The organism is Streptomyces sp. NPDC026246 (genome assembly GCF_055567995.1).
Genome location: NZ_JBVHPJ010000001.1, coordinates 853,735 through 869,456, shown reverse-complemented (window position 1 = coordinate 869,456; position 15,722 = coordinate 853,735). Strand labels below are relative to the sequence as shown.

Annotated in this window: 15 protein-coding genes; 9 read left to right on the top strand and 6 right to left on the bottom strand. The window is 74.6% G+C overall.

All coding sequences use genetic code 11. From position 1 onward, the window contains the following. The first annotated feature begins 44 nt into the window (after positions 1–44). The 5 genes from ACZ4M5_RS03780 to ACZ4M5_RS03760 all read left to right on the top strand — a co-directional run bounded on the left by ACZ4M5_RS03780 (position 45) and on the right by ACZ4M5_RS03760 (position 5,464). Complete coding sequence (locus tag ACZ4M5_RS03780) at positions 45–722, top strand: helix-turn-helix transcriptional regulator (protein WP_467732689.1); 678 nt, start codon at positions 45–47, stop codon at positions 720–722. Between the two features lie 104 nt (positions 723–826). Further along, a complete protein-coding gene (locus ACZ4M5_RS03775; protein ID WP_467732687.1) occupies positions 827–1,321 on the top strand; it encodes an FBP domain-containing protein in 495 nt (164 codons plus the stop codon). 98 nt (positions 1,322–1,419) lie between these two features. Further along, complete coding sequence (locus ACZ4M5_RS03770) at positions 1,420–2,676, top strand: FUSC family protein (protein WP_467732685.1); 1,257 nt, start codon at positions 1,420–1,422, stop codon at positions 2,674–2,676. A gap of 45 nt (positions 2,677–2,721) precedes the next feature. After that, entirely contained in the window at positions 2,722–3,858 is a 1,137-nt protein-coding gene (locus ACZ4M5_RS03765; RefSeq protein WP_467732683.1) for a hypothetical protein, read from the top strand. A 412-nt stretch (positions 3,859–4,270) separates the two neighbouring features. Continuing rightward, entirely contained in the window at positions 4,271–5,464 is a 1,194-nt protein-coding gene (locus ACZ4M5_RS03760) for a lactonase family protein (protein WP_467732868.1), read from the top strand. On the opposite strand, the gene ACZ4M5_RS03755 is transcribed toward ACZ4M5_RS03760, so the two are convergent. Both ACZ4M5_RS03755 and ACZ4M5_RS03750 read right to left on the bottom strand, forming a co-directional pair. Further along, entirely contained in the window at positions 5,432–6,160 is a 729-nt protein-coding gene (locus ACZ4M5_RS03755; RefSeq protein WP_467732681.1) for a DUF2470 domain-containing protein, read from the bottom strand. The two genes, ACZ4M5_RS03760 and ACZ4M5_RS03755, sit on opposite strands and share 33 nt — an antisense overlap. 83 nt (positions 6,161–6,243) lie before the next feature. Then, a complete protein-coding gene (locus tag ACZ4M5_RS03750) occupies positions 6,244–6,852 on the bottom strand; it encodes a TetR/AcrR family transcriptional regulator (RefSeq protein WP_467732679.1) in 609 nt (202 codons plus the stop codon). A gap of 109 nt (positions 6,853–6,961) precedes the next feature. On the opposite strand from ACZ4M5_RS03750, the gene ACZ4M5_RS03745 reads away from it, so the two are divergent. Beyond that, complete coding sequence (locus ACZ4M5_RS03745) at positions 6,962–8,458, top strand: cytochrome P450 (protein ID WP_467732677.1); 1,497 nt, start codon at positions 6,962–6,964, stop codon at positions 8,456–8,458. Here the strand turns inward: ACZ4M5_RS03745 and ACZ4M5_RS03740 are convergent. From ACZ4M5_RS03740 to ACZ4M5_RS03725, 4 genes are read right to left on the bottom strand one after another with little or no spacing between them, the layout of a single operon-like run. Beyond that, positions 8,420–9,262, bottom strand: coding sequence for a pentapeptide repeat-containing protein (locus ACZ4M5_RS03740; RefSeq protein ID WP_467732675.1), 843 nt, complete (start codon positions 9,260–9,262; stop codon positions 8,420–8,422). The two genes, ACZ4M5_RS03745 and ACZ4M5_RS03740, sit on opposite strands and share 39 nt — an antisense overlap. Before the next feature lie 13 nt (positions 9,263–9,275). Further along, positions 9,276–10,232 carry a sigma-70 family RNA polymerase sigma factor gene (locus tag ACZ4M5_RS03735; protein WP_467732673.1) on the bottom strand — a complete coding sequence of 319 codons (957 nt, stop codon included), beginning with the start codon at positions 10,230–10,232 and terminating at the stop codon, positions 9,276–9,278. A gap of 19 nt (positions 10,233–10,251) precedes the next feature. Continuing rightward, positions 10,252–10,986 (bottom strand): PIG-L deacetylase family protein, encoded by a 735-nt coding sequence (locus ACZ4M5_RS03730; protein ID WP_467732671.1) that lies wholly within the window; start codon positions 10,984–10,986, stop codon positions 10,252–10,254. Positions 10,987–11,035: 49 nt separating this feature from the next. Next, entirely contained in the window at positions 11,036–12,337 is a 1,302-nt protein-coding gene (locus ACZ4M5_RS03725; RefSeq protein ID WP_467732669.1) for an alpha/beta fold hydrolase, read from the bottom strand. A gap of 508 nt (positions 12,338–12,845) precedes the next feature. Here ACZ4M5_RS03725 and ACZ4M5_RS03720 point away from each other — a divergent pair. The 3 genes from ACZ4M5_RS03720 to ACZ4M5_RS03710 are packed head-to-tail and all read left to right on the top strand — an operon-like array spanning position 12,846 to position 15,708. Then, the gene (locus ACZ4M5_RS03720; RefSeq protein WP_467732667.1) at positions 12,846–13,601 is read left to right on the top strand and encodes a (Fe-S)-binding protein; all 756 of its coding nucleotides are present in this window, start codon (positions 12,846–12,848) and stop codon (positions 13,599–13,601) included. Further along, positions 13,598–15,076, top strand: coding sequence for a LutB/LldF family L-lactate oxidation iron-sulfur protein (locus ACZ4M5_RS03715; RefSeq protein WP_467732665.1), 1,479 nt, complete (start codon positions 13,598–13,600; stop codon positions 15,074–15,076). Before ACZ4M5_RS03720 ends, ACZ4M5_RS03715 begins: the two co-directional genes overlap by 4 nt. After that, positions 15,073–15,708 carry a LutC/YkgG family protein gene (locus tag ACZ4M5_RS03710; RefSeq protein ID WP_467732663.1) on the top strand — a complete coding sequence of 212 codons (636 nt, stop codon included), beginning with the start codon at positions 15,073–15,075 and terminating at the stop codon, positions 15,706–15,708. Before ACZ4M5_RS03715 ends, ACZ4M5_RS03710 begins: the two co-directional genes overlap by 4 nt. Positions 15,709–15,722: the final 14 nt, after the last annotated feature.

Genomic DNA, 15,722 nt, shown 5'->3' with positions numbered 1-15,722 from the left:
GTGCCGCTCTTGCGCGGAGCGGCCCGGCGTGGCAGGAGAGACGTGTGGACCCGGCCCGGCTCGAGGCGGTGACGTGGCGCAACCGCGCACTGCTCCTGTTCGACCGGGTCGCGATGCCGGTCGCGGTGTGCGACGTGTACGGGGCGGTCCTGCTGGCGAACCCGGCGATGGCGGCCGAGTGCGGGACGACGCCGGGGCGGCTGCGCGGTCGTGACGTGCTGGAGCTGTTCCGCCCGCGGGAGGCCACGCAGGTGGAGCGGATCGCCGAGGCACTGCGGCTGCGGCACCGCTCCCGCTACCAGGTGTCGGTGCGCTGGCACGCCCCGGACGGGGCGGAGCGGCACGGCGAGCTGACGGCGGACCCGGTGAGCGACACGGTGGAGGACACCCCGGCCCTGCTGGTGATGCTGCGGGCCGACGGCCGGCGCGAGCCCTCTGCCGGGACCGACGGCCGGCGTCCGCCCTCCACCGCCTTCCCGGGCGCGGAGGAGGCCCGGGTCTCCCCCACCGAGGCGCGGGTGCTGGCCCTCCTGGCCGGCGGCGCCACCACCGCCCGTGCGGCCCGGGAGACCGGTCTGACCGTGGACGGGGTGACGTACCACCTGCGCCGGCTGTCGTCCCGCTGGCACGCGGCCAACCGCACGGAGCTGGTGGCCCGGGCCTATGCGCTGGGGGTGCTCAGGCCGGGGGTGTGGCCGCCGGAGGCGGCGGGGACGCGGTAGGAGGAAATCCGCTGGCCCCCGCCCACGGCCGGTGCCTACCCTGGCCGTCGAAACGAAACCTAGGACCCCTAGGTTTCCCCTTGCGCAACTCCCAGGAGCCCTCCGTGCGACCACTCACCGAGCAGGACATCCGCAGCTCGTTCATCAACTGCTCGAAGGGCGAGGCGAAGCGGCTCGCCGTGCCCCGGGACCTCGCCGAGCGCCCCTGGGAGGACCTCGACTTCCTCGGCTGGCGGGATCCGGGCGCGCCCGACCGCAGTTATCTGGTCACCGAACGCGGGGCGCGGCTGGTCGGGGTGGCGATGCGGTTCCAGCCCGCGCAGCGCGGGTTCCTGCATCGCAGCATGTGCTCGCTGTGCCTGACGACCCATCCGCGCGGCGGGGTGTCGCTGATGACGGCGCGCAAGGCGGGTGCGGCGGGCCGTGAGGGGAACTCCGTCGGGGCCTACATGTGCACCGACCTGGCGTGTTCCCTCTACTTGCGGGGCAGGAAGGTGCCGGAGACCGGGGCGCGGTTCGAGGAGAGCCTCAGCCTCGAGGAGCAGATCGAGCGGACCATGGGTCATCTCGCCGCCTTCCTCGACAAGGTCCACGGCTGACCCTCCTCGGTCGCCCGCGGTTTCCCCCGGCACTAACGTCCTTCATGGACGAGTTCAGGACACCAGGGGAACACCAGGGGAAGGGGAGCAGCCCGAGCATGCGAGAGGCAGTACGGGACTGGACGGCACGCGCCACGCGGATCGTGAGGAAGCGCCGGGACCCCGTGGTGGTCCAGACGCTGCGGTCCGCCTTCGCGGCGACGATCGCGTACGTCATCGCGCTCAGACTGAGTCCCGAGGCGGCGCCGCTCACCGCTCCCCTGACGGCCCTGCTGGTCGTGCAGGTGACGCTGTACGCCACCCTCACCAACGGCTTCCGGCGGGTGAACGCCGTGGTGACCGGGGTGCTCGTCGCCATCGCGTTCAGCCTCCTGGTGGGCCTGACGTGGTGGAGCCTCGCCCTGCTCCTCGTGGCCTCGCTGGCCGTGGGACGACTGGTCCGGGTGGAGGAGTACGTACCCGAGGTGGCGATCAGCGCCATGCTCGTCCTCGGCGTCACCACCGTGGGCGACACCGCCTGGGCGCGGGTGGTGGAGACCCTGATCGGCGCGAGTGTCGGACTCGCCTGCAACCTGCTGCTGGCCCCGCCGGTGTGGGTGGAGGAGGCCGGAGAGTCGATCGACGACCTGGCGCGCCGGCTGCGGCAGCTGATGCTGCGCATGGGCGAGGAGGCCGCGGGCGGCACCCCCGTGTACCGGGCGGAGGAGCGGCTGTACGAGGCGCGCCGGCTGGACCACGACATCTCCGGGGTGGACGCGGCGCTGCGGCAGGCGGAGGACAGTCTGCGGCTCAATCCGCGGGTCCGGGAGGGGACGCTGCACCGGGTGGTGCTGCGCACCGGCCTGGACACCCTGGAGATCTGCACGGTCGTCCTGCGGGTGCTCGCCCGTTCCCTCACCGACCTGACGAAGGTGCGGCAGCCGGAGCCGCTGCTCGAACCCGAGACGGGAGCGGTGCTGCAGCAGTTGCTGTCCGAGATCGCCGACGCGGTGGTCAGCTTCTCGGTGCTGGTGACCACCCACCTCAGCGCGAGCGCCGAGTCGGCGGAGGAACGTCTCGCCGCCGAGCTGCGCACCGCGGCGGCCACCCGCGACAAGCTGGCCAAGCTGCTGCGCGAGGACGCCGACCGCGACGCGCGTCACTGGCAGCTGCTCGGGGCCGTGCTCACGGAGATCAACCGGATCCTCGACGAACTCGACACCGAGCACCGCACCCGGCGCCTGTTCGAGGAGCTGGACCGGGTGTCGGCGGAGCAGCGCGCACGCATGCCCCGTCTGACGCGGCTGCGGGAACGTCTGGGCGTCACGGAGCAGATGTGGCGGAACCGCGCCGGGTTCCACGAGCGTTCTCGCTGACGAGATGCCGGCCCGACGCCGGCACCACGGAGAGGGGGCGGGCCGATGGCCGACACGAGCGTGCGGATCGACGGGAACACGCTGCACCTGCCGGGAGGGGCTCAGGTGCGGTTCATCCGCACCCTGCGCCTTCCGGAGACCGGCACACATCCGCTGCCGCCGGGGCTGGGCGAGTTCCCCGTCCGGCGCGTCGCGGACTACGGCGACCGGGTGCCCGAGGCGATGCGGGCGCGCGGCGGTGTGATGCTGCCGGTGTACCTGCGCGAGGCGATGTGGCTGAGTTTCGCCGGCACCCCGGAGCCGGCCGCGCTCCAGGTCGGCGTCGGCAAGGTGTGCGCGGTCTCGGGGCGACCCTGGAGCGACGAGCTGGCCCGCGACCCGCAGAACTACGTGGTGCTGCCCCGGCAGCCCTGGCTGGACGGCATCAACTCCGGCACGGGCACGGTGCGTCAGTTCGTGGCCGTCCCGCTCGGCCTGGGCGCCACGGTCGAGGGGCAGGTCACGGGCGAGGAGGTGTGGGGCGGGGTGCAGCTGCAGTCCTTCCCGCTGAACGACGCGGAGCGGGCGCGCTGGCGTGAGGCCGAGCGGCGCCGGAGGGAGCGGACGCCGTGGCCGCCTCCGGGCGCGTACGGCGCGCCGATGCCGCCGGGTGCGCCGCCCGGGAGCAGTGGCTTCGGTGCCGCGATGCCGATGTCGGCCCCGCCCGCGGGCGGCGGCTTCGGTGTCCCGATGCCCATGGCGGCACCGCCCGCGCCGGGGGCGGCTCCCGCGGCCGGCGCCCCGGCGGGCCCCCCGCGTGCGGCCGCCATGGGGCTGGGTGTCGGGGGTTCCATGCGGCAGGAGGTCTACCAGGACGAGCGGCCGCTGTCGCACTGGGCGCCGCGGCCGGCGGGCCGGGTGTTCGTGCACCTGGTGACGCCGCCGGAGTGGCGCCGCATCACCGGCGAGGCCGCGCCCCCGTCCCCGGTCGACCGGGCCGCGTACACCCGGGCGGACCTGCCCTGGTTCGACTACTACGACGAGGACGCGCAGGATCTGGCCCCCACGGACACGCTCCAGGCCGTCAAGCCGGTCGGCGACTGGCTGGGCGACGACCACGCCCCGTGGCAGCAGCCGGCCCCGGGCCAGACCCACCCCCTCAAGGACGCCCCCGGCAGGCCGGTCTCCGACGGCGACTGGTGACGGCGGGGCGGAACTCGGCCGGTGTGCGGCGGCCGGGCGGGGACGACCGTGTCGTCCCCTCGCCGGTGCTCGCGGCGCTCGGCGTCCGCGCACGCAGCGGGCGGGCCGTCCCCGGCGGCGATCGGTGACGGCCCGGCGGGCCCCGGCGCGTGGCGCAACGGGGGGCTCGCCCTGTGTGCGGCGGCTCGGGCCAGGGCCACCGCGCCGTCCCTCGCCGGCGTTCGCGGACCCAGCAGGCGGGCCGTCGTCGACGGTGAGCGGGGAGGCCGGGCCCGTTCCCGCTCTGCGCCTGCCGGGGCGTGGCAGGGCACGGCCCGGCGGACGCGTCGCCGCTCGGCGTTGTTGCACCCGCCGTGCGTTCCGCGCGAGGGTGACTGTCGCGACGGCGGTGACGGACGAGTCGAGGGGTGACATGGGCAGTGGTGGCTGGAGCAGGCGCCGGTTCGCCGGGGCACTGGCGGGCGCGGCCGCCGCGGCGGTCCTGCCGTCCTGTGACGACGGGGCCCGGTCCCCGGCCGCGGACGCCGGTGGCCGGGACGCGAGCGCGAGCCCGTCCCGGGAGGTCCGGCGGCCCTCCGGGCCGCGCCCGCTCCTGATCGGCACGTACACCTCCGCCGAGGGCGGCGGCCGGGGCACCGCCCTGGCGGCGTACGACCCGTCGACCGGGCGGATCACCGGCACCGGCACCGTCACGGGCGTGGGCGACCCGTCCTACTTGGCGCTCCATCCGGACCGGCGCACGCTGTACGCGGTGAACGAGCGGGAGGACGGCGCCGTGACCGCCGTTAGGCTGGCCGACCACAAGGTCCTGGGCAGCCGGAGCACCGGCGGCGCGGCCCCCTGCCATCTGTCGGTGCACCCCTCGGGCCGGTGGCTGCTGAGCGCGAACTACGGCTCGGGCAGCGTGGCCGTCCACCCGATCGACCCGTCGGGTGCCCTCGGTGAGCGCACCGACCTGGTGACGCACTCCAGCCCGCCGCCCGGCCCCGGCCAGGACGGCCCGCACGCCCACCAGATCGTGACGAGCCCGGACGGCGGCCATGTCCTCGCCGTCGACCTCGGCACCGACACCGTGTACACGTACCGTCTCGACGAGCGGGCGGGCACGCTCGTCGAGGTCGCGCGGGCCCGGACCCGGCCGGGCGCCGGCCCGCGCCATCTGACCTTCCACCCCGGCGGCCGTCACGCCTACCTCGCCGACGAGGCCGACAACACGGTGGCGGTCTGCTCGTACGACCCGGCCTCCGGCCGGCTGCGCGTCGGCGAGGCGCAGTCCACCGGCACCGGCCCGGGCACCAGCTACCCGGCGCAGCTCCTGGTCACGGCGAACGGCCGGTACGCCTACCTCGCCAACCGGGGCGACGACAGCCTCACGCGCTACGCGATCGAGGGGGACGGCGCCCGGCTGAGGCTGCTGGACACCGTCCCCGTGGGCGGGGAGTTCCCGCGGCAGATCGCCCTCTCCCCCGAGGGCACGCTGCTGTTCGCGGCGAATCAGAAGTCGTCCACCGTGACCGTCTTCCACGTGGCCGAGGAGGACGGTGCGCTGCGCCGGGCGGGCGAGCCGTTCCCCTCAGCCGTCGCCGTCTGCGCGCTGCCGCTGTAGGGCACGCGGGCAGGACGCGGCGGCGGCCTGCCCCAGCAGGACGTGCATCCGCTCGGTGAGCTGCGCGACGTCGTCGGCGGGCGCGTGGAAGGCGAGCCGGACGTCGCCGTGGGTGCGGGCCCTTTCGATGCGCAGGGTCAGCCCGTGCCGGTCGACGGCGAGCGGCTGGACGCGGACCGCCCCGTGCAGGCTGTCGGGCTCGACGAGCCGGGTGAGGCGTTCGACCGCGTCGGCGTGGCAGTCGGCGAGGTGGGTCAGCAGCCGGGCCTCGGCCGTGGTGAGCGGATCGGGCGCGGCGGCGGCGAAGTCGCCGAGGTCCACGACCACCGCCCCGGAGGTCCGGCGCAGCACCACCCGCGTCGGCGTGAAGGCCAGGCGGCCCTCCTCCACGGCGAACCAGCCGGCGAGCCACAGCCGGGCGCGGATCCGGGTGCGTACGGGGACGGGGGCGACATCGGCGAACTCCAGCACCGCGGACGGCTCGCCGCGGGGCGCGCAGATCGCGGCGGTGAGCAGGGCGCTGTCCTCCGGCACCGCCACGAGCACCCGGCCGTCGTCCGTCACCGTGTGCGCCCCGACCAGCTCCTCGCGCGTGCTCTCGGCGGTCACCGAGCAGGACCACGCGGCGGCGAGCACCGAGCGGGCCCGTTCCGCCGCGGAGGGAGCGGCCGTCCAGCTGTGGCTGTCGTCACCCATTCCAGACCTCCTTAGGTAAGGCTCACCTAACCTATCGGAGATCAGGGCGTGAGCCAACAAGGCCACCCGTCCTGGCAGGGTCGTCAGGGGGTGAGCACACCCAGCAGAGCGCGGGCGCACACCTCGCGCACCTGCTCGCGACTCACACCCGTGTCGCGCAGCCACTCCAGGCAGACCGCCGTGGTGAAGGCCAGCCAGCCGCGCACGGCCAGACGGACCTCGGGCCGCACGCCGAACTCGGGTCCGAACTCCGGGTCGGCGGCGAGCGCGGCGAGGATCTGCCGCTCCTGCGCGGCCAGCGCCCGCCGGTAGACCCGCCGCACCGCCTGGTCGCCCGCCGCGTCGGCACGGTGGAAGGCGCGGTACCCGTGGGCGTGCTCCCGCACGTACTCCAGGAACGTGTCGAGCCCGTCCGTGAGTTGCTCGCGCACCGGCCGGCCCGGGACCGCCGCGGTCATCCGCAGCATGCGCTCGCTCTCCCGCTCGACGACCGCCGCGAAGAAGTCCCGCTTGGTCGGGAAGTAGTGGTACAGCAGCCCGCGCGAGACCCCGGCGATCTCGGCCACCTGCTCGATCCACACGTCGTCGTACGGGCTGTCCGAGAACAGCCGCGCCCCCACCGTCAGAAGCTGCTCCCGGCGCTCCTGCGTGCTGAGCCGGCGGCGCGTGCGCCCGCCCTGGTTCGCGGCCATGCCCGCACTTTACTTGACGCCGGTTCAACAACGGCAGCAGACTGAGGCGCGCTGTTGAACTCGCGTACAACACGGGCGAACAGGCCGCAGGAGCAAGGGAGATCGCGTCATGCCTCAGGCGCCGGAAGGGGCTCGGCGGTCCAAGGGTTTCCGCAGTGCCGAGCTGGACTGGCCGGAACTGGACCGCATACCCCACCCACCGCACCGCGTCCCCCTGCTCGGTGACGTGCTCGGCGTGAACCGCAGCACCCCCGTCCAGGACTCGATGCGCTACGCTCACCGGCTGGGGCCGGTCTTCCGGCGCCGGGCGTTCGGCAAGGAGTTCGTCTTCGTCTGGGGTGGCCGGCACGCGGCCGACCTCGCGGACGAGTCACGGTTCGCCAAGCACGTGGGGCTCGGGGTCGCCAACCTGCGGCCGGTCGCCGGGGACGGGCTGTTCACCGCGTACAACCACGAGCCGAACTGGCAGCTGGCGCACGACGTGCTCGCCCCGGGGTTCTCCCGCGAGGCGATGGCGGGCTACCACCCGATGATGCTGGCCGTCGCCGGGCGGCTGACGGACCACTGGGACCGGGCGGCCGCGGCCGGCCGCGCCGTGGACGTGCCGGGCGACATGACCAAACTGACGCTGGAGACGATCGCGCGCACCGGCTTCGGCCACGACTTCGGCTCGTTCGAGCGCTCACGGCCGCACCCCTTCGTCACCGCCATGGTCGGCACCCTGACCTACGCGCAGCGGCTCAACACCGTGCCCTTCCCGCTGGCCCCCCTGCTGCTGCGCGGCGCGAGCCGCCGCAACGCGGCCGACATCGCCCACCTCGACCACACGGTGGACGAGCTGATCCGGGCCCGGCGGGCCGGCGGACCGGGGGACGGGGACCTCCTCGACCGCATGCTGGAGACGGCGCATCCGCAGTCCGGTGAACGGCTCGCCCCGCAGAACGTCCGCCGTCAGGTCATCACCTTCCTGGTCGCCGGACACGAGACGACCTCCGGCGCGCTCTCCTTCGCCCTGCACTACCTCTCCCGTCACCCCGGGGCCGCCGCCCGGGCCCGCGCCGAGGTGGACCGCGTGTGGGGCGACGCGGCGCAGCCCGCCTACGACCAGGTGGCGCGCCTGCGCTACCTGCGCCGGGTGCTGGACGAGTCGCTGCGGCTGTGGCCCACCGCGCCCGCCTTCGCGCGGGAGGCCCGCGAGGACACGGTCCTGGCCGGGGAGCACCCGATGCGGCGCGGGGCGTGGGCGCTGGTGCTGACGCCCATGCTGCACCGGGATCCCGACGTGTGGGGCGCGGACGCGGACCGCTTCGACCCGGACCGCTTCGAGGCGGCGGCGGTACGGTCCCGGGCGCCGCACACCTTCAAGCCGTTCGGGACGGGTGCCCGGGCCTGCATCGGCCGCCAGTTCGCCCTGCACGAGGCCACGTTGGTGCTGGGCCTGCTGCTGCGCCGCTACGAGCTGCGGCCCGAGCCGGACTACCGGCTGCGGGTGACGGAACGGCTGACGCTGATGCCGGAGGGCCTGCGCCTGCACCCGCAACGCCGCACCGCGGCGCCTGAGCGGGCCTCAGCGCCGCGCCTCCCAGTGCCCGGGGCGGGCGACTGAGCCGGGCAGCCGGGTCCCGGCGCTCCCCCGGGCCGCGTTCAGCTGCGGCTGGGTGAGGAAGAACGCCCCGGTCAGATCGGCGTCGGTCAGGTCGGCGTCCCGCAGGTCCGCCCCGATCAGGTCGGCGTCCCTGAGGTCGGCCCCGGTGAGGTCGGCGGCGATGAGGTACGCGCCGCGCAGACTGGCCCCGCGCAGATCGGCGCCCTTGAGGCGGGCCCCCATCAGGTCCGCGCCCCAGCGGTCCTTCCGGCGGCCCCTGACCTTGGCCCGGGCCAGCTCGCTCGTCCTCAGCAGCAGGACGTTGACCTCCTGGCGGTGCGCCGCCACGTCGAGCGCGGCGAGCTGCTCAGGACTCCCGCCGGCCAGTTCCCGGGTCCTGCCCAGCGCCTTGCGCACCTCGGGGTGCACCGGCCGGGCCGCGGGCAGGGTGAGCGCCTCGGTGAGGTACCAGAGCAGTTCGTGCAGTTGCCGGACGACCGGGAACACCTCGAACATGCGGCGGGCGTGCTCCGGCGGCCCGGCCCGCCACCCCCGCCCGCCGAACGTGACCTGCGAGACCTGCTGCCCGGCGCCGAAGCAGTCGTAGACCGTGCAGCCGGTGAACCCCGTCTGCCTCAGCCGGGCGTGGATGCCGCAGCGGTGGTCCTCACCGAGGTTGCGGCAGGGCGTGCCCGCGGCCTTATCTACGGCGAAGTCGGCCGAGGCGGCGAAGGGCAGGGCGACGCAGCACAGCCCGAAGCACCGCTCGCAGTCGCCGCGCAGTTCCGCTCGCGCGGCGTGGGGATCTCGCATGCCGTTCAGCATACGAAACGACCGGTCACCGCTCGTCTCCCGGATGCCGGCCCTCCGGCAGCCGCACGCGCTCCAGCCGCTCGGGGTCGGCCAGGACGTACAAGCCGGTGATGCGTCCGCCGTCGATGGTCACGCCCATGACCGAGCGCAGCCGGCCCCCGGGCGCGTCGACCACCCCGACCGCGCCGTTGACCAGCATCAGCTCCGCGGACCGTGCGAGGCGGGCGAACAGGAGCGCCTGCTCCGCGACCGTCCTCGCCCCCCGCACCAGCTTGGAGGCGGCCGCGCCGCGCACCAGCGCGCCGGAGTCGGCGCGCAGCACCGCGTCGGGGTGCAGCAGCGCCAGCAGCGCCTCGAAGTCCCCGGCGCGTGAGGCCGCCAGGAAGGCTTCGAGCACCTCCTTCTGCCGCCCGAGGTCCGGTTCCGACGCCGGCACGGCCCCCCGCACCCGGCGGCGGGCCCGGCTCGCGAGCTGCCGGGTCGCGGCCGGGGCGCGTTCCACGATCGGGGCGATGTCGTCGAAGGGCACGGCGAACATGTCGTGCAGCACGAACGCGAGCCGCTCGTCCGGCGTCAGGTTCTCCAGGACGACGAGCAGGGCCAGGCCCACCGCGTCGTCCCGCAGGACCTCCTCCGCCGGGTCGGGACCCGGCAGCGGTCCCAGCACCGGGTCGGGGACGAAGACGGCCGTCAGGTCCCCCGAGTCGCCCATCGGGTCCTCACGGCGAGCCGCGCGCGAGCGCAGCAGGTCCAGGCAGATGCGGCCGGTGACCGTGGTGAGCCAGCCGCCCAGACGGGCGATGTCGTCGTCACCGGCCCGGCTGAGCCTCAGCCACGCCTCCTGGACGGCGTCCTCGGCCTCGGCCGGTGAGCCGAGCATGCGGTGGGCCACCGCCCTGAGCCGTCCCCGGTGCTCCTCGAAGCGGGCGGCGAGCTCCTCGCCGCCCGTCACGGTCTCCCCCGTCACGGTCTCCCCCGTCATGATGCGGACCCTCGTCAGGTCATCTGGCGAACACTTCGAACGCCACGGCCGGGCGGCCCCCGAACCGCTCCCCCATGGTCTGCGCGTGCTGCGTCAGGAAGCCGCGCACGTACGTCTCCGGGTCCTCGTCCGTCAGCACCTCGAGGTAACTGCGGTGCTCCAGCAGGGAGGCCACCGCCCGCTCCATGCCCGGCGACGCGTCGACGGCGTGGGTGGGGGTGGCGGAGCCCGCGACCGCGACCCAGCGCACCCCGTCCCAGGGGGCGAGGCCCTGCTCGGCCAGTTCCGGGAAGATCCACCGGTTGCCGGCGTCCCCGGCCGCGTCGAGCGTGGCCCGGCCGACGGCCACGTGGTCCGGGGTGTTCCAGGCGACACCGCCCCAGGTGTCCCGGTGGTTGAGAGTGATGACCAGGTCGGGGCGGTACCGGCGGATCGCGGCGGCGATGTCGCGGCGCAGAGCGGCGCCGTACTCGATCACACCGTCGCGGTGGTCGAGGAACTCCACCTCCGAGACGCCGACCACCGCCGCGCTCGCCCGCTGCTCCCGCTCGCGCAGCGGACCGCACCGCTCGGGCTCGATCGTGTCGATGCCGGCCTCGCCCCGGGTCGCGAGGACGTAGGCGACCTCGCGGCCGTCGTCGGTCCAGGCGGCGATGGCCGCCGAGCAGCCGTACTCGAGGTCGTCCGGATGGGCCACGACCGCGAGCGCGCGCCGCCAGTCGTCCGGCATGGGCTTCAGTTGATCGGTCGTCATGTCCGCAGACTAGTCCGCGCACCGCCGCCGTTCACCGTCCGGCGCGGCGTCACGCCTCGTCCCGGGCCAGGGCCAGCAGCCGGTCGAGGACGCGCGGGCCGCCGGCGCGGACGCCGTCGTGCTCGAACTCGTCCGTGACCCAGGTGCGCAGGCCCCGGATCGTCCGGGCGGTGCGCAGCGCGTGTGCCGTGTCGACGTACATGTCGTCGTGGTAGACGGCGGCGGCGACGGGGACGTCGTTGGCGGCGAGGCGGGCCGGGTCGTACAGGGGCGTCCAGTCGGTGCGGGCGGCGAGCAGGTCCGCGGTCTCGCGCAGCGGGCGCAGGGCCGGGTCGGACTCGAACATCCAGGGATGAATCGATTCTCCGGTGAACAGCAGCGGTTCGTCGCCCGCGAGCGCCTTGGCGGCGTCGAACTGCGGGAACTCGGCGCGGACCCGCTCGGCCGACCAGTCGGTGGGGCGGCTGTCCTGACCGTAGATCGACTCGTGGATCAGGGCGTAGAGCGGGTGGCGGGCGAAGGACAGCTGGGTCTGGACCTGCTCCAGGAAAGCGTCGGACAGGGCGGGTCCCTGCGGGGTACGGACGAAGGCGTCCTCCAGCAGGTGGTGCAGCCGGTGGGTGCCGTCGCCGGTGCCGAGGACGATGCCGAGCGCCTGGAAGGCCTCCACGGTGAACCGGTGGCCGTTCGGCAGGAGCACGTCGTGCGTCAGCAGGTGGTCGGCGATCCGGCGGGCCCGTTCGACGTCCTGCGGGTAACGGGCGTAGTGGGCCATGACCTTGCGTTCGACGCGCGGGTAGGCGGCCCGGTAGACGTCGTCGGCGTGGGCGTCGAGGGAGGGCAGCCCGCCGGTGACGAGGGCGGTGGCCAGTCCTTCGGGAGCCAGGGAGAGATAGCTGGTGACGCAGAACCCGCCGAAGCTCTGCCCGAGCACGGTCCAGGGCCTGCCGCCCGTGACCCCGGTGCGGATGGCCTCGCAGTCACGGACGATGGAGTCGGCCCGGAAGTGCGTGAGGTAGTCGGCCTGTTCGGCTGGACCGCCGCGCAGCGGGAGCGTCTGGCGGGTCGCGGGCGTGGAGTGACCGGTGCCGCGCTGGTCGAGGAGCAGGACGCGGTACTCCTTCAGGGCCCGGCCGAGCCAGCCGGGCCGGCCGACGGAGCGGTCCGCGCCGAAGCCGGGTCCGCCCTGGAGGTAGAGCAGCCACGGCAGGTCCTGCCCCGCCCTGTCGCTCGCGACGGCCTCGCGGGCGTACAGCTCGATCGTCTCGCCCTCGGGGCGGCCGTGGTCGAGGGGGACGGTGAAGCGGCGGTCGGTGAGGACCACTCCGGGCTGGCGGTAGCTGAGCGTCAACAGGGCTCCCGGGACGGACGGATTTTCGGACCGCGTCCCAGTTCATCACAGGCCACGTCCGGCGGGAGGCCCTTCGATCATGAAATCCTCCTGAACGGCCGTGTGGGCCGCCGGGCGGTCGGCGAGGCCCGGCAGCCGGGCCCCGGCGAGCGCGGAAGGCGCCGGTGCGCCGCCCGCCGGACGTGGCTCAGGCCCGGCGGGCCGCTGACGTGAGCGAGGGAGCGGTGCCCCGCGTCGGCGAGAGGACGCACGGCCGGGGCGAGCCGGCGCTGAAGGTCGCGTCCGCGGGAGAGCGCGGCGATACCGGCGCCGCGGGCGTCGCCGGGTCCGTGGGGGACGACGGGCGCACCGTCCAGCGGGACCTGACCGACGTCCGGCCGGTGCCCTCCGGTGCGAGCAGGTCCGGCCGGGGCGGCGGCCCCGGCGACGTCCGCCTGACGGGCTCTCCCCCGGGCCCGCCACCCGCCACTACGCTGCACACGTCCGATGATCGGCCCCGAGGAGCACGATGCGCGTCGCCCTGTTCCTGACCTGCGTGAACGACACGCTCTATCCGGACACCGGACGTGCCGTGGTGAAGCTGCTGACCCGGCTGGGCGTCGAGGTCGACTTCCCCGAGGGGCAGACCTGCTGCGGGCAGGCGCACTACAACACCGGCTACCGGCACGAGGCCGAGCCCCTAGCCCGGCGTTTCGCCGAGGTCTTCGGCGGCTACGAGGCGATCGTGACACCGTCCGGGTCGTGCGGGGCGATGGTGCGGGAGCTGTACCCGCGGATGGGCGAGCGGGCCCGGGCCGAGGGGCGGGGCGGCGCCCTCGCGGCCGGGCTGGCGCCCGTGGTGCCGAAGACGTACGAACTCACCGAGTTCCTGGTGGACGTGCTGGGCGTGACCGACGTCGGCGCGTATTACCCGCACAAGGTCACCTACCACCCGACCTGTCACGGGCTGCGCGCGCTCGGGCTCGGCGAGCGCCCGGAGCGGCTGCTGCGGGCGGTGAGGGGGCTGGAGCTGGCCGAACTGCCGGGCGCCGAGGAGTGCTGCGGCTTCGGCGGCACCTTCGCGCTGAAGAACGCGGACGTCTCGGCGGCGATGGGCGCGGACAAGGTGCGCCACGCCGAGTCGACCGGCGCCGAGGTGCTGTGCGCGGCCGACAACTCCTGCCTGATGCACCTCGGCGGGACGATGACCCGGCTGCGGACCGGCATGCGGCCGGTGCACCTCGCGGAGATCCTGGCGAGCACGGAGGAGGAACCGGCACGGTGAGCGGGACGTATCTCGGGATGCCGGCGTTTCCGCAGGCGGCGCGGGAGGCGGTGGCCGACGACCGGCTGCGCGGCAATCTGCGGCACGCCACGCACACCATCCGAGCCAAGCGGGCCAAGGCCGTGGCGGAGGTGTCCGACTGGGCCGCACTGCGTGAGGCGGGCAAGCAGATCAAGGACCACACCCTGCGCCATCTGGACCGCTACCTGGTGCAGTTGGAGGAGGCGGTCACGGCGGCCGGCGGTGTCGTGCACTGGGCCGCCGACGCCGACGAGGCCAACGAGATCGTCACGCGGCTGGTGCGGGCGACCGGCGAGTCGGAGGTCGTGAAGGTCAAGTCGATGGCCACCCAGGAGATCGGGCTCAACGAGGCGCTCGAGGCCGCCGGCATCCGCGCCTACGAGACGGATCTCGCCGAACTGATCGTGCAGTTGGGCGAGGACCGCCCCTCGCACATCCTCGTACCGGCCATCCACCGCAACCGGGGCGAGATCCGCGACATCTTCCGTGACCGGATGGCCTCCTGGGGCCGCCCGGCACCCGGCGGTCTGACCGACGCGCCCGCCGAACTCGCCGAGGCGGCCCGGCTGCACCTGAGGGAGAAGTTCCTGCGCGCCAAGGTCGGCATCTCGGGAGCCAACTTCATGGTCGCCGAGACGGGCACCCTGGTGGTCGTGGAGTCCGAGGGCAACGGGCGGATGTGCCTGACCCTGCCCGAGACGCTGATCTCGGTCGTCGGCATCGAGAAGACCGTGCCGACGTGGCAGGACCTGGAGGTGTTCCTGCAGACCCTCCCGCGCTCCTCGACGGCCGAGCGCATGAACCCGTACACCTCCACCTGGACGGGCACGGCCGACGGGGACGGCCCCCGGGCGTTCCACCTGGTGCTGCTGGACAACGGCCGCACCGACACCCTCGCCGACGAGGTCGGCCGGCAGGCCCTGCGCTGCATCCGCTGCTCGGCCTGCCTCAACGTCTGCCCGGTGTACGAACGGGCCGGCGGGCACGCCTACGGCTCGGTCTACCCGGGACCGATCGGGGCCATCCTCAGCCCCCAACTGCGCGGCACGGGAAGCGAGATCGACGCCTCCCTGCCGTACGCGTCCTCCCTGTGCGGGGCGTGCTACGAGGTGTGCCCGGTCGCCATCGACATCCCGGAGGTGCTGGTCCACCTGAGGGAGCGTGTCGTGCAGGGCGGCGAGGCGGTCCGCGGGGGCAACAAGGTGGTCCTGCGGCCGGCCAAGGGGCACGCGGCGGAACGCGCGGCGATGCGCGCGGCCCGCTGGGCGTTCACGCACCCGGATGCGCTGCGCACCGGCCAGCGGGCCGCCTCCCGCACGCGGCGCTTCCACCCGCGCACCCTGCCGGGACCGGGCCGGGCCTGGAGCGGGACGCGGGACCTGCCGCGGATGCCCGCCGAGCCGTTCCGGGACTGGTGGCGGCGGACCAACGGCGGGAAGGGCGGCGCGAAGTGAGCAGCAGGGAGCGGATTTTGGGCCGGGTGCGGCGCGCCCTGGCGGACGTGCCGGACGACGAGCCGCCGATCACGCGGGACTACCTGCGCGAGCACGGCCGGCGGGGTGTCGCGGAGACGGTGGAACTGCTGGCCGAGAACCTGGCGGACTACCGGGCGGTGGTGCACCGCACGGACGGCGACGGGCTGGCCGGGCTGGTCGCCGCGCTGCTCCGGGAGCGCGGATCGGAGTCGGTGCTGGTGCCGCCCGGGGTTCCGCCGGCGTGGCTGGCGGCGACCGGCGTGCCGCGGGTGGCGGACCGGGCGGAGAGCACCCCGCAGGAACTCGACCGGGTGGACAGCGTGGTCACCGGCTGCGCCGTCGCCGTGGCGGAGACCGGCACCATCGTGCTGGACGGCTCGCCCGACCAGGGCCGCCGGCGGATCACCCTCGTCCCGGACCACCACATCTGTGTGGTGCGCGTCCCCGGCCAGGTCGTCTCCTCCGTGCCGCAGGCGCTCGGACGCCTCGACCCGGCGCGTCCGCTGACGTGGATCTCCGGGCCGTCGGCGACCAGTGACATCGAGCTGGATCGGGTCGAGGGGGTGCACGGCCCGCGCACGCTGGAGGTGGTGCTGGTGAGCGAGGGCTGAGCGGGACACGGCCG